The organism is Stenotrophomonas sp. 57 (assembly GCF_030291075.1).
Taxonomy (GTDB): Bacteria; Pseudomonadota; Gammaproteobacteria; order Xanthomonadales; family Xanthomonadaceae; genus Stenotrophomonas.
The window spans coordinates 2,071,930-2,086,148 of sequence record NZ_CP127407.1 but is presented as its reverse complement, the minus strand read 5'-3'; the positions used below and the strand labels follow the sequence as shown (position 1 = coordinate 2,086,148).

Sequence of the window (14,219 nt, the reverse complement as noted above, 5' to 3'; positions counted from 1 at the left end):
TTACGGGGTATCTGGATCATCCATGCCGCGGACACCCCTGCGCAACCCACCCTCCCGGCCACGGACAGTTCCCGTGCGCGTCCCCCCCGGATTGAAGAAAGAAGAGCAAGAGCAACAGCTGCATCGCTTCCGGGGTCAGATCCGTTCTCCGCAGGAAAACGGATCTGACCCCTCTTTCCACTTGGAAACCCAACGCTCTTGCCATCCGACACCGGGATGTCGAATGGGCCTGGTCAGGGTGGGTTGGCGGGGGTGTCCGCGGCATGGATGCCGCGGCCAAGCCCCCAAGGACGGGTTTACAGCGCCCCCCGCCAACCCACCCTGGCCAGGCCCTTCTCGCAACCCGTGACCGCCGACCAACCGCTGTTGCTGTTGCTGTTGCTTCAAAACCAGCCTGCCGCAGGCAGCGCCGCAGCCGCCGCTGCACGGAAACCTGAATACGTTCGAACACCGCACCTCAATCCCCCGCCCCAGCGGCCGATAACGGGGTTGTCACCGCTTGTCCCGCCGTGACCGGCTCGGCGCCGCCCGCCCGTTTCCACCTGGTCCTGCTCGATGAATCTCCTGCATCGCTGGCAACACTACTTCAGCAATCTCTCCGTCCGGCGCAAGCTCAACCTGCTGACGCTGCTCATCGCGCTCGGCGTGATCGCGCTCTCGGTGATCGCCGCCCGCATGCAGTACCTGGACCTCACCGAGACCCGCAAGAGCGCGCTGAAGACCCAGGTCGAACTGAGCTACGGCATCCTCCAGCACTACCACCGCCTGGCCGGTACCGGCGAGCTCAGCGAAGACGCCGCCAAGGGCGCCGCGCTGCAGGCGCTGGAATCGATGCGTGCCGAGAACGATACCTACTATTTCAACATCTACGACACCGGCTACCACCTGTTGATGCACCCGTTCCGCAAGGACCTGGTCGGCAAGGACATGAAGGATTTCCGCACCGACGACGGCGTGCGCATCTATTACGACCAGGTCGAAGCAGCCAAGGCTGGCGGCGGCTTCGTCAACTACCGCTGGGCCAAGCCGGGCAGCAAGGGCGACGTCGAGAAGGTCGCCTACGCCGGCCTGTTCGCGCCCTGGAACTGGGTGGTCAGCAGCGGCGTCTACATGGATGACGTACAGAAGCAGGCACTGGTGTTCACCGCCATCATGGCGGTCTCCGGTGGCGTGCTGGTGCTGATCGTGCTGGCGCTGAGCTGGGTCATCGGCAACCGCATCGCACGCCCGCTGAAGCAGGCCACCGCCGTCGCCGAAGGCATCGCCAGCGGCAAGCTGGACAGCCACATCGGCCCGCAGCCGCACGACGAACCCGGCCGCCTGCTGCACGCCATGGCCGGCATGCAGCAGCAGCTGCATGCGGTGATCGGCGGCCAGCGCGAGATGGCCCGCCGCCACGACGGCGGCGAACTGAGCTACCGCATCGACGCCAGCGCCTTCCCGGGCGAATACGGGCTGATGGTGCAGGAAACCAACACCCTGGTCGGCAGCCATGTACAGACCCTGCACGACGTGCTGGACGTGGTGAAGCAATACGCCGTCGGCGACCTGAGCCGCGACATCGCCCGCTATCCGGGCGAGAAGGCGGCGATGACCACCACAGTCGACACCGTCAAGGCCAATCTCGGCCGCATCAATGCAGAGATCAAGCAGCTGGCCAGTGCCGCCGCGGAAGGCGACTTCAGCCGCCGTGGCGACGCGCAGCGCTTCGATCACGATTTCCGCCTGATGCTGGAAAACCTCAACACGATGATGGCGGTCAGCGATGACAACCTCGGCAAGCTCTCGCAGCTGCTGTCGTCCATCGCCGAGGGCGACCTGACCGCGCGCATGCACGGCGATTACCGGGGCGTGTTCGCGCGCATGCGTGACGATGCCAACGCCACCGTCGCACAGCTGACCCAGATCGTCGGCCAGATCCAGGCCAGCGCCTCCAGCATCACCCTGGCCGCGGGCGAAATCGCCTCCGGCAACAGCGACCTGTCGCGCCGCACCGAGCAGCAGGCCGCCAACCTGGAAGAGACCGCTGCATCGATGGAGGAGCTGACGTCCACCGTGCGTCAGAACGCCGAACACGCACGCCAGGCCAACCAGCTCGCCATCGGTGCGCAGGGTGTCGCCTCGCAGGGTGGTCACGTGGTCGGCCAGGTCGTGACCACCATGTCGGCCATCGAAGCCTCGTCCAAGAAGATTGCCGAAATCATCTCGGTCATCGATGGCATCGCCTTCCAGACCAACATCCTGGCGCTGAACGCTGCGGTGGAAGCCGCCCGCGCCGGTGAACAGGGCCGTGGCTTCGCGGTGGTTGCCAGCGAGGTGCGCACCCTCGCCCAGCGCTCCGCTGCCGCTGCCAAGGAGATCAAGGGCCTGATCGATGATTCGGTCGGCAAGGTCGCCGAAGGCTCCAGCCTGGTCCATCAGGCCGGCAGCACCATGGGCGAGATCGTCGCCTCAGTGCAGCGGGTGACCGACATCATGGCCGAGATCTCAGCCGCCTCGCAGGAACAGTCGGCCGGCATCGAGCAGGTCAACCAGACCGTCGTGCAGATGGACGAGACCACCCAGCAGAACGCCGCGCTGGTGGAGGAAGCCACGGCTGCCGCGCGTGCGATGGAAGACCAGGCAGGCCAGCTTGCCGATGCCGTGGCGATCTTCCGCCTCGACAACCAGGTTTCCGCCGCAGTGAAGGCTGCGGCCGCGCGCGTGGAGCCTGCGCGCATCACCACCGTGGCACGTCCGCAGACGACCAGCGCGCCCACGCCGGCCCGCCGCAGCAGCAACGCCAGCACCTTCGTCGCCAGCGACAGCGACTGGCAGGAATTCTGAGACCCACCCGCGGTGGCTCCGGCCACCGCCCTCGCCGATGGACACGTCCCCCGTGCAAAGTCCTACTCCCATCGTCACCGGCCCGCGCGAGTTCGAGTTCGCCGACCGTGATTTCCGCCGCGTCTGCGACCTGATCTATCAGCGCGTGGGCATCGCCCTGGCGCCGGCAAAGCGCGACATGGTGTATGGCCGCCTGTCGCGCCGCCTGCGCACGCTGGGCATGCGCAGCTTCCAGCAGTACCTGGACCATCTGGAACAGGAAGACGGCGATGAGTGGCAGGCGTTCACCAACGCGCTGACCACCAACCTGACCTCGTTCTTCCGCGAGCCGCACCACTTCGACAAGCTGCGCGAAGAGCTGCAGCAACGCTCGAGCCGCACGCCATTGCTGCTGTGGTCGTGTGCCGCATCCACCGGTGAAGAGCCTTACTCGATGGCGATCACCGCCTGTGAAGCGTTCGGCACGCTGAAGCCGCCGGTGCGCATCGTGGCTACCGACGTCGATACCCAGGTGCTGGCCACCGCCGGCCGTGGCGTCTACAACATCGACCGGGTCGCCAACCTCGACCCGGACCTGCGCCGCCGCTACTTCCAGCGCGGCAGCGGTCCCAACGAGGGTCAGTGCCGCGTGCTGCCGGCGCTGCGCGAGCTGATCGAGTTCCGCCCGCTGAACCTGCTCGCCCCTCGCTACGACGTCGGCGGCCCGTTCGACGCCCTGTTCTGCCGCAACGTGATGATCTACTTTGACAAGCCGACCCAGCGCGCCATCCTCGGTCGCCTGGTGCAGCACCTTGCCGATGACGGCCTGCTCTACACCGGCCACTCGGAGAACTATCTGCACGCGGCCGACCTGATCCAGCCCTGCGGGCGCACCCTGTACCGCCGTGCGGCAAAGGGTGGCGCATGAACGCCTCACTGCGTACCGACGATGTGATGCGCTACCAGGACGCGCGCTTCAAGACCATCGCCGCCAAACTGCTGCCCACCCAGTACCTGGTGGTCGATGACACCACTGCGCTGACCACCACGCTGGGTTCCTGCGTGGCCGCCTGCCTGCGCGACCCGGTGCTGAAGATCGGCGGCATGAACCACTTCCTGCTGCCGGAAGGCAACGCGGGCGACGGCGCACCCGCGCGCTACGGCAGCTACGCGATGGAACTGCTGATCAACGACATGCTCAAGCGCGGCGCGCACCGCAAGCGCATCGAAGCCAAGGTGTTCGGCGGCGCCAACGTGCTCAAGGGCTTCACCAGCAACCCGGTCGGCACCCGCAATGCCGAGTTCGTGCGCCAGTACCTGCAGGCCGAGCATATTCCGATCATCGCCGAGGACCTGTGCGGCATCCATCCGCGCAAGATCTGGTTCTTTGCCGATACCGGCCGCGTGGTGGTGCAGCGCCTGCCGCACGCGCATGAAGCCGAGGTGGCTGCGACCGAATCGGCGGTGCGTGCACGCCTGTCCAAGGCCCCGGTCACCGGCGGCGTGGAGCTGTTCGAATGACGCTCACCGGCAACGCCCCCTGCCGGGTCCTGATCGTCGACGACTCCGCCGTCGTGCGCCAGATGCTCACCGAGATCCTGTCCAGCGACCCATCAATCGACGTGGTCGGCACCGCCGCCGATCCGTTGCTGGCGCGCGAGAAGATCAAGCGCCTGGCCCCGGACGTGATCACGCTGGACGTGGAAATGCCGCGCATGGACGGGCTGGCGTTCCTGGAAAACCTGATGCGCCTGCATCCACTGCCGGTGGTGATGATCTCGTCTCTGACCGAGCGTGGCGCCGACACCACGCTGCAGGCGCTGGCGCTGGGCGCGGTGGATTTCGTGTCCAAGCCCAAGCTTGATGTGGTCCGTGGCCTGCAGGGCTACGCCGATGAGATCATCGCCAAGGTGAAGATGGCGGCGCGCTCGCGGGTGCGTCCGCTGGTGCGCGCCGCGGCGCCGAAGCTCCTGTTGGACGCAGCTCCTGCAATGCGCCCCGCTGCGCCGCAGTTCCGCACCACCGACCGTCTGATCGCGATCGGCTCATCCGCCGGTGGCACCGAAGCCCTTCGCGTGGTGCTGGAAGGCCTGCCCGCCGACGCGCCTGCAGTGGTGATGACCCAGCACCTGCCGGCCAGCTTCAGCAGCGCCTTCGCCGAACGCCTGGACCGCCACTCGGCGATGGCCGTGCGCGAGGCCAGCGATGGTGAAGCGGTGCTGCCAGGCCACGCCTACCTGCCACCCGGCGGCAAGCACCTGCGCATCATCCGCGACGGTGCGCGCTGGCGCTGCCGGGTCGATGATGGTCCTGCGGTGAACCGGCACAAGCCTGCGGTGGACGTGCTGTTCCGCTCGGTCGCGCAGAGCGCGGGCGGCAACGCCATCGGCGCCATTCTCACCGGCATGGGTGACGACGGCGCGCGTGGCCTGCTGGAAATGCGCCAGGCGGGTGCGCCGACCCTGGTGCAGGACGAGGCCACCAGCGTGGTCTGGGGCATGCCCGGTGCAGCGTTCAAACTCGGCGCCGCTGAGGAACAGGTACCACTGGAACGCATCGCCGAACGCCTGCTCGCCCTCGCCCGCAGCTGACGCGAAGCAGGTCCACGCAATGCGTGGATGCCTCTGTAGTGTCGAGCCACGCTCGACGCATCACGCATTGCGCGAACATCAGCCGAGCGTGGGCTCGGCTCTACAGACCGTCAGCGACGAAGCGCCGGCCAGCGGCCGGCACTACCGTCCATCGTCGGCTCACAAAAAAACCCCCGGCGCGAGCCGGGGGTTTTCCGTTACCGCATCAGGCAGCGACCGTCTTGGCCACGTCCTGATACTCCTCGATCTGGTCGAAGTTCATGTAGCGGTAGATCTCCGCACCATTGGCGTTGATCACGCCGATGTCCGCCATGTACTCCTCCTTGGTCGGGATGCGGCCCAGGCGCGAGCAGATCGCGGCCAGTTCCGCCGAACCCAGGTACACGTTGGTGTTGCGGCCCAGGCGGTTCGGGAAGTTGCGGGTCGAGGTCGACATCGCGGTGGAGCCTTCACGGATCTGCGCCTGGTTGCCCATGCACAGCGAGCAGCCCGGCATTTCCATGCGTGCGCCGGTGGCGCCGAAGGTGCCGTACACGCCTTCCTTGGTCAGCTCGGAGGCGTCCATCTTGGTCGGCGGGGCCACCCACAGTCGGGTCGGCAGGTCACGCTTGCCTTCCAGCAGCTTCGCAGCGGCACGGAAGTGACCGATGTTGGTCATGCACGAACCGATGAACACTTCGTCGATCTTGGCGCCGGCCACTTCGGACAGGGTCTTCACGTCGTCCGGGTCGTTCGGGCAGGCCACGATCGGCTCGTGGATGTCGGCCAGGTCGATCTCGATGACGGCGGCGTATTCGGCGTCGGCATCCGGCTCCAGCAGCTGCGGGTTGGCCAGCCACGCTTCCATCTTTTCGATACGACGCTGCAACGAACGCGGATCCTGGTAGCCCTCGGCGATCATCCACTTCAGCAGCGTGATGTTGCTGGTGAGGTACTCGATGATCGGTTCCTTGTTCAGGCGCACCGAGCAACCGGCTGCCGAACGCTCGGCCGAGGCATCGGACAGTTCGAACGCCTGCTCGACCTTCAGCTCCGGCAGGCCTTCGATTTCCAGGATACGGCCGGAGAAGATGTTCTTCTTGCCAGCCTTGGCCACGGTCAGCAGGCCCGACTTGATCGCGTACAGCGGAATCGCGTTGACCAGGTCACGCAGGGTCACGCCCGGCTGCATCTTGCCCTTGAAGCGCACCAGCACCGACTCCGGCATGTCCAGCGGCATCACGCCGGTGGCAGCGGCGAAGGCGACCAGGCCCGAACCGGCCGGGAACGAAATGCCCACCGGGAAACGGGTGTGCGAGTCACCACCGGTACCGACGGTGTCCGGCAGCAGCATGCGGTTGAGCCAGCTGTGGATCACGCCGTCGCCCGGGCGCAGCGAAACGCCGCCGCGGGTGGAGATGAACTCCGGCAGGGTGTGGTGGGTCTTCACGTCCACCGGCTTCGGGTAGGCGGCGGTGTGGCAGAACGACTGCATCACCAGGTCGGCCGAGAAGCCCAGGCACGCCAGATCCTTCAGCTCGTCACGGGTCATCGGGCCGGTGGTGTCCTGCGAGCCGACCGAGGTCATCTTCGGTTCGCAGTAGGTGCCCGGGCGCATGCCCTGGCCTTCCGGCAGGCCACAGGCGCGGCCGACCATCTTCTGCGCCAGCGAGAAGCCCTTGCCGGTGTCGACCGGCTGTACCGGCAGGCGGAACAGGTCGGTCGGAGCCAGGCCCAGTGCTTCGCGCGCCTTGCCGGTCAGGCCACGGCCGATGATCAGCGGAATGCGGCCACCGGCACGCACTTCGTCAAACAGCACGTCGGACTTGACCTGGAACTCGGCGATCACTTCACCGTTCTTCAGCGCCTTGCCTTCGTACGGACGCAGCTCGACCACATCGCCGTGCTCCATCTTCGACACATCCAGCTCGATCGGCAGTGCGCCGGCATCTTCCATGGTGTTGTAGAAGATCGGGGCGATCTTCGAACCCAGGCAGACGCCACCGGCACGCTTGTTCGGAATGAACGGAATGTCATCACCGGTCCACCACAGCACGCTGTTGGTGGCCGACTTGCGCGAGGAACCGGTACCGACCACGTCACCGACGTAGGCCACCAGGTGGCCCTTGTCCTTCAGGTCCAGGATCTGCTGGATCGGGCCGCGCTTGCCGTCTTCTTCCGGGGTGAACGGCGCGTCGTCGCGCTTGTTCTTCAGCATCGCCAGCGCGTGCATCGGGATGTCCGGGCGGGTGGTCGCGTCCGGGGCCGGTGACAGGTCGTCGGTGTTGGTCTCGCCCGGCACCTTGAACACGGTGACGGTCAGGCTCTGCGGCACTTCCGGGTTGCTGGTGAACCACTCGGCATCGGCCCAGCTCTGCAGCACGGCCTGGGCGTTGGCGTTGCCAGCCTTGGCCTTTTCCTGCACGTCATGGAAGGCGTCGAACACCAGCAGGGTCTTCTTCAGGCCGTTGGCGGCGATGGTGCCGACGCTGGCGTCGTCCAGCAGCTGCACCAGCGGGGCCACGTTGTAACCGCCCAGCATGGTGCCCAGCAGTTCGGTGGCGCGCTCGCGGCTGATCAGCGGGTTCTGCTCGCTGCCCAGCGCGATCGCGGCCAGGTACGAGGCCTTGACCTTGGCTGCGTCATCGACGCCGGCCGGCACACGATGGGTCAGCAGGTCGAGCAGGAACTCGGCCTCGCCCTGCGGCGGGTTCTTCAGCAGTTCGATGACATCGGCCGTCTGCTGCGCGCTCAGCGGCAGCGGCGGGATGCCAAGCGCAGCGCGCTCGGCGACGTGGTGGCGGTAGGCTTCCAACATGACAACTCCCGGGTAATGCGTAGGTTGAAATAACAAAGTGGGCTCAGGCGTGCGGCACGATCAGCTTCAGGCCCTTGAAGTAGTCGCGGTAAAACGTGTCGTTCCAGGTGATCAGGCCGTCGCACTGCAACAGTGCGTGGGCGCCGACCATGAATTCGTCCAGGCTGCGGCGGTTGCCGCCGCGCTGGCGGTGGCGGCGGTGCATCTCGCCGGCGCGCAGCGCCGACTTGGCTTCCATCGGGTTGAAGTGCACGCCCATTTCTTCCAGCGCTTCGAGCACCTCGGCGCCGCCACGCAGCGATGCGCAGACTTCGGCCAGGGTCGCGCCACAGACCACCACGCGACCGCCGACCAGGCTCTGCCGGAGGATGGCTTCCACCGCATCGGCCTGCGGACCATTGCTGAGCAGCTCGACCAGCACCGGGGAATCGACGGCGATCATCACGGCTTATTCCTCGTCGCGAACCGCGCGTACTGCCGCATCGGACGACTCGAAGCCATCCAGCGCGAACTTGCCGCGCGCCCGTGAAATGGCATCGTCAACACTCTTGCGCAGGATGATGCGGCTGCCGTCCAGCTCGACCTTCAGCAGCGTGCCCTTGGTCAGGCCGAGGGCATCACGCACCGCCTTGGGCAGGGTGATCTGTCCGCGTTCTGCAACAGTGGCTTCCATCGGTAGGCCCTCCAGAGTATGCACGAATTATACATACTTCTCCGGGCATACTTCCACCCTGAACGGGACCGGCGATCCGCCAGCCCTGGCCTCGCAAAGGATCGGCCACACACGTGACATACGCCATACACCTCCCCCTGTAGTCTGGAACCGATGCCGCAGGCCGGACCCGGCCCGGGTGAATCCATTCAGTTTCGGGTTCATACTGGAACCTCCGGGGCCACCAGGCCCGCGGCGACCGCAAGCAGGCCCACCCACGAACGGGCCACTGCAAGCCATCCGCAAGAAGGAGTTACCCCGCATGAGCGATTCGTTCTCCACCCGCAGCCAGCTGAACGTCGGCGGCAAGACCTACGACTACTTCAGCCTGCCCACGCTGGGCCAGCGCTTCGATATCTCCCACCTGCCCTACTCGATGAAGATCCTGCTGGAGAACCTGCTCCGGCATGAGGACGGCGGCGCAACCGTCGGCCCCGACCACATCGAAGCCGTGGCCCGCTGGAACCCATCCGCCGAGCCGGACACCGAAATCGCCTTCATGCCGGCGCGCGTGGTCCTGCAGGACTTCACTGGTGTGCCCTGCGTGGTCGACCTGGCCGCGATGCGCGATGCGGTGGTCAAGCTCGGCGGCTCGCCTGAGCAGATCAACCCGCAGATTCCCTCTGAACTGGTCATCGACCACTCGGTGCAGGTCGACGTGTTCGGCAAGCCCGACGCGCTGGACCTCAACGGCAAGATCGAATTCCAGCGCAACCAGGAACGCTACGGCTTCCTGCGCTGGGGCCAGAAGGCCTTCGACAACTTCAAGGTGGTGCCACCCAACACCGGCATCGTCCACCAGGTGAATCTGGAAAACCTCGCCCGCGTGGTGATGACCGCGGACAAGGATGGCAAGGCGGTGGCCTACCCCGATACGGTGTTCGGCACCGACAGCCACACCACCATGATCAACGGCATCGGCGTGCTGGGCTGGGGCGTGGGCGGCATCGAAGCGGAGGCGGCCATGCTCGGCCAGCCGTCGTCGATGCTGATCCCGCAGGTGGTGGGCTTCAAGTTGACCGGCAAGCTTCCCGAGGGCGCCACCGCCACCGACCTGGTGCTGACCGTTACCCAGATGCTGCGCAAGCTCGGCGTGGTCGGCAAGTTCGTGGAGTTCTACGGTGATGGCCTGCAGCACCTGCCGCTGGCCGACCGTGCCACCATCGGCAACATGGCCCCGGAATACGGCGCCACCTGCGGCATCTTCCCGATCGATGCCGAATCGCTGAACTACCTGCGCCTGTCCGGCCGCAGCGAAGAGCAGATCAACCTGGTCGAAGCCTACGCCAAGGCGCAGGGTCTGTGGCACGAACCAGGCAGCGCGCACGCCCAGTACAGCACCACGCTGGAACTGGACATGGGCACCGTGAAGCCGTCGCTGGCCGGCCCCAAGCGCCCGCAGGACCGCGTGCTGCTGGAGGACGTGCAGAAGAACTACCGTGAAGCGCTGGTCGGCATGACCGCCAACCGTGACAAGCGCAGCGACGATGTGTCCACGTTCGTCAATGAAGGCGGCGGCGCAGCGGTCGGCAACGAGCAGCTGGCCAAGGGCTTCGCCGACATCGAGATCGACAACCGCAAGGTGAGGCTGAAGGACGGCGCGGTGGTCATCGCCGCCATCACTTCCTGCACCAACACCTCCAACCCGGCGGTGATGATCGGTGCCGGCCTGCTGGCGCGCAACGCGGCCGCCAAGGGCCTCAACCGCCAGCCGTGGGTAAAGACCTCGCTCGGCCCAGGCTCGCGCGTGGTTACCGATTACCTTGAAAAGGCCGGCGTGCTGAAGGAGCTGGAGAAGATCGGCTTCTACGTGGTCGGCTATGGCTGCACCACCTGCATCGGCAACTCCGGCCCGCTGCCGACCGAAGTCAGCGCCGGCATTGCCGCTGGCGATCTGGTGGTGACCTCGGTGCTGTCGGGCAACCGCAACTTCGAGGGCCGCGTGCACCCCGAAGTGAAAATGAACTACCTGGCCAGCCCGCCGCTGGTCGTCGCCTACGCCATCGCCGGTACCACCGACATCGATCTGACCACCCAGCCGCTGGGCACCGGCAGCGATGGCCAGCCGGTGTTCCTGCGCGATATCTGGCCAAGCAACAAGGAAATCGGCGATGTCATTGCCGCCACCATCGGCCCGGAGATGTTCAAGCAGAACTACGCTGATGTGTTCAAGGGTGACACCCGCTGGAACACCATCGCCTCGCCGGACGGCAACCTGTACGCGTGGAGCGACGCCTCCACCTACATCAAGAACCCGCCGTACTTCGATGGCATGACCATGCAGACCGGCAGCATCGACGACGTGCATGGTGCACGCGTGATGGGCCTGTTCGGCGATTCGATCACCACCGACCACATCTCCCCGGCCGGCAACATCAAGAAGGACTCGCCGGCAGGCCGCTTCCTGCAGGAACGCGGCGTGCAGCCGGCCGACTTCAACAGCTACGGCAGCCGCCGTGGCAACGATGACGTGATGGTCCGCGGCACCTTCGCCAACATCCGCATCAAGAACCTGATGTTCGGTGGCGAGGAAGGCGGCAACACCCTGTACCACCCGGCCGGCGGCGGCCAGCCGGAGAAGCTGGCGATCTACGATGCGGCCATGAAGTACAAGGCCGACAAGGTGCCGCTGGTGGTCCTGGCCGGCAAGGAATACGGCACCGGCTCGTCGCGCGACTGGGCAGCCAAGGGCACCCTGCTGCTGGGGGTGAAGGCGGTCATCGCCGAAAGCTTCGAACGCATCCACCGCTCCAACCTGGTCGGCATGGGCGTGCTGCCGCTGCAGTTCCGCAACGGCGAAAACGCACAGAGCCTGGGCCTGGACGGTTCGGAGGTGATCGACATCACCGGCCTGCAGGACGGTGCCAGCAAACGCGCCACGGTCACTGCCACCAAGGCCGACGGCACGAAGAAGACCTTCGAGGTATCGGTGATGCTGCTGACCCCGAAGGAAGTGGAGTACTTCCGCCACGGCGGCCTGCTGCAGTACGTGCTGCGCCAGCTGGCCGCGAAGTAAGGTGGGGCCGGACGGCGGCGGTGCCGGGCAACACGCCCAGGCCCCTCCGCCGGCTGCCGAGGGCCGGGTCCGCAGGGGCCCGGCCTTTCTGCTGGACGCGGTAGCGAATGCGCCGGTCGCCTCAACGCACGCCGTAGATCCGCCACGGCGCCACCGCCGAGCCGATGTCGTACACCAGCGCCCCCAGGCCCTCGGGCATCACGGTTTCACCGTCGACCGCGCCCACGTTCAACACCGTCACCACCATCTCGAACGCGGCGTGGGGCGCTTCGCCGAAACGCGAGCAGACCACGCCACGGTCGTTGTAGTGCACGTAGGGCGTGAATCCCTCGCCGCACTCGGCCGCGATGAAGCGGTAGCCCCGGTCATCGTCGGTGCCGGGCATCAGCGCGTGGGCCGCGTAGGACACCCGGCCCTGCCCGCCAGCATAGGCGGGCGCGTGGACACGGAACTGGCCGATGTCGCCCACTGCCAGCACCGGGAAATCGAGTTGCTGCATCGGAGGCGGCATCGGCTCGGCACGCAGCGGAATCGCAACGGACAGCAACAGGCCACAGAGGTAAGGCTTCATAGGGATCTCCTGTTCGAGGAGACCCCATGGTCCATCACGACCCCATGCGACGTATCTAGGAATGCAATGAAATGTGGCAGGCATCGGCGCGCGCCCATGCCCACCCGCGCTCAGCGCCGCGGCGCATCCGGATCGGTACGCAGCGCCTTCAGCAGGCCCCACATGTAGAAGGCCAGGGTGAACGAGAACGGCAGGCCGCACAGCACCACTGCGGTCTGCATCGCACTGAAGTTGCCGGCCAGCAGCAGGCCGACGCTGGCCACGGTGATGCCGGCCGCCCAGAACACGCGCAGCCAGATCGGCGCGTCGTGGCCATCCTCCACGCCGTCATCAACACGGCGGGTGCACAGGTTCGCGATCATCAGCGTGCCCGAATCGACCGGAGTCAGGAACAGCACGAAACCGATCACCACTGCGGCACCGGCCACGTAGGGCGCGGCGGGCAGGTATTCGAGCAGCTTGAACAGCGTCATCGCCGCATCGTGCTGCGCCACGTCGCCCAGGATCGCCTGGCCGTGGTTGAGCACCAGGTCGATGGCGGTATTGCCGAAGATCGACAGCCAGGCCAGGGTGAAGCCGAGCGGGATCAGCAACACGCCCATGATCACTTCTCGGATGGTGCGGCCACGCGAGATGCGTGCCACGAAGAGGCCGACGAACGGCGCCCAGGCGATCCACCAGGCCCAGTAGAACAGCGTCCACGAGCCCATCCACTCACGGCCCTTCGGGTCGTTGAGGTACATGTCGAAGCTCTTGCGCACGAACGCGCCGAGGTAATCGCCGGTGTTCTGGATCAGGCCGTCGAACAGATGCAGGGTCGGGCCGGTGACCAGCACGAACAACAGCAGGCCGCACAGCAGGCGCACGTTGAGGTTGGAGAGCCAGGCAATGCCCTTCTCCACGCCCGCGACCACGCCGATGGTGGCTACCACCATCATCACCAGCACGATCGCCACCAGCACCTGCGGCGTATCCGGAATGTGGAACAGGTAGACCAGGCCGGACTGCACCACCAGCGCACCGATGCCGAGGTTGGTCACCATCGAGATCAGCGTGGCCAGGATGCCGAAACCATCGACCATGTCGCCGATGCGGCCGTGGATGCGCTCACCGAAGATCGGGTACAGCGCCGAACGCAGCGCCAGCGGCAGGTCGCGGCGGTAGGCGAAGTAGCCCAGCGCCACGCCCACCAGCGCGTACAGCGCCCAGCCGTGCAGACCCCAGTGCAGGAAGGTCAGCACCATCGCCTCGCGGCCGGCGGCCACGGTGCCACCGGGCTGCCCGGGCGGATGCAGGAAATGGTCCAGCGGCTCGTAGGCGCCGTAGTACAGCAGCGCGATGCCAATGCCAGCAGAGAACAGCATCGACACCCAGGCCACGTAGCTGAACGCCGGTGATTCCTCGTTGTGGCCCAGGCGGATGCGGCCGTACGGGGAGAACGCCAGCCACAGCACGAAGCCCAGGCACAGCACGATCAGCAGCATGTACCACCAGCCGAACGCCGCCGAGACCTCGGCCTGCGCCCATTGCAGCCAGTGCTCGCTGCCTTCGGGATAGAGAACGGTGAGCAGCCCGAGGATGCCGATCGACACCGAGGAACTGAAGAACACAAAACGGTTCAAGCGCAGGGGCGAACGCTTGGGATGAGCCAGGGAAGACATGGGATCGTCTCATCAGTCCGGGGGAGCACATGGGCGGGGCCGGACCGGTAAACCGGGCCCATGGCG

The 14,219-nt window shown here is 66.3% G+C and carries 10 protein-coding genes; 5 read left to right on the top strand and 5 right to left on the bottom strand.

Annotated elements, in window-relative coordinates:
* Positions 1–555 precede the first annotated feature (555 nt).
* From QP512_RS09570 to QP512_RS09555, 4 genes are read left to right on the top strand one after another with little or no spacing between them, the layout of a single operon-like run.
* Positions 556–2,826 (top strand): methyl-accepting chemotaxis protein, encoded by a 2,271-nt coding sequence (locus QP512_RS09570; protein WP_286071876.1) that lies wholly within the window; start codon positions 556–558, stop codon positions 2,824–2,826.
* Positions 2,827–2,863: 37 nt separating this feature from the next.
* Positions 2,864–3,733, top strand: coding sequence for a CheR family methyltransferase (locus QP512_RS09565; protein WP_286071875.1), 870 nt, complete (start codon positions 2,864–2,866; stop codon positions 3,731–3,733).
* Entirely contained in the window at positions 3,730–4,326 is a 597-nt protein-coding gene (gene cheD / locus QP512_RS09560; protein WP_008264676.1) for a chemoreceptor glutamine deamidase CheD, read from the top strand. Before QP512_RS09565 ends, cheD begins: the two co-directional genes overlap by 4 nt.
* Entirely contained in the window at positions 4,323–5,396 is a 1,074-nt protein-coding gene (locus tag QP512_RS09555) for a chemotaxis response regulator protein-glutamate methylesterase (RefSeq protein WP_286071874.1), read from the top strand. Before cheD ends, QP512_RS09555 begins: the two co-directional genes overlap by 4 nt.
* A gap of 205 nt (positions 5,397–5,601) precedes the next feature.
* Here QP512_RS09555 and acnB read toward each other — a convergent pair whose 3' ends face one another.
* From acnB to QP512_RS09540, 3 genes are read right to left on the bottom strand one after another with little or no spacing between them, the layout of a single operon-like run.
* The gene (gene acnB, locus QP512_RS09550) at positions 5,602–8,193 is read right to left on the bottom strand and encodes a bifunctional aconitate hydratase 2/2-methylisocitrate dehydratase (protein WP_014647014.1); all 2,592 of its coding nucleotides are present in this window, start codon (positions 8,191–8,193) and stop codon (positions 5,602–5,604) included.
* Between the two features lie 43 nt (positions 8,194–8,236).
* Positions 8,237–8,635: a type II toxin-antitoxin system VapC family toxin gene (locus tag QP512_RS09545; protein ID WP_286071873.1), complete on the bottom strand. Its 399-nt coding sequence runs from the start codon at positions 8,633–8,635 to the stop codon at positions 8,237–8,239.
* A 6-nt stretch (positions 8,636–8,641) separates the two neighbouring features.
* The gene (locus QP512_RS09540; RefSeq protein ID WP_005409505.1) at positions 8,642–8,866 is read right to left on the bottom strand and encodes an AbrB/MazE/SpoVT family DNA-binding domain-containing protein; all 225 of its coding nucleotides are present in this window, start codon (positions 8,864–8,866) and stop codon (positions 8,642–8,644) included.
* Positions 8,867–9,167: 301 nt separating this feature from the next.
* Between QP512_RS09540 and acnA the strand changes: the two genes are divergently transcribed.
* Positions 9,168–11,921 (top strand): aconitate hydratase AcnA, encoded by a 2,754-nt coding sequence (gene acnA, locus QP512_RS09535; protein ID WP_286071872.1) that lies wholly within the window; start codon positions 9,168–9,170, stop codon positions 11,919–11,921.
* 121 nt (positions 11,922–12,042) lie between these two features.
* Here acnA and QP512_RS09530 read toward each other — a convergent pair whose 3' ends face one another.
* Positions 12,043–12,492, bottom strand: coding sequence for a hypothetical protein (locus QP512_RS09530; RefSeq protein WP_286071871.1), 450 nt, complete (start codon positions 12,490–12,492; stop codon positions 12,043–12,045).
* A gap of 110 nt (positions 12,493–12,602) precedes the next feature.
* The gene (locus QP512_RS09525) at positions 12,603–14,153 is read right to left on the bottom strand and encodes a BCCT family transporter (RefSeq protein ID WP_286071870.1); all 1,551 of its coding nucleotides are present in this window, start codon (positions 14,151–14,153) and stop codon (positions 12,603–12,605) included.
* Between the last annotated feature and the right edge of the window lie 66 nt (positions 14,154–14,219).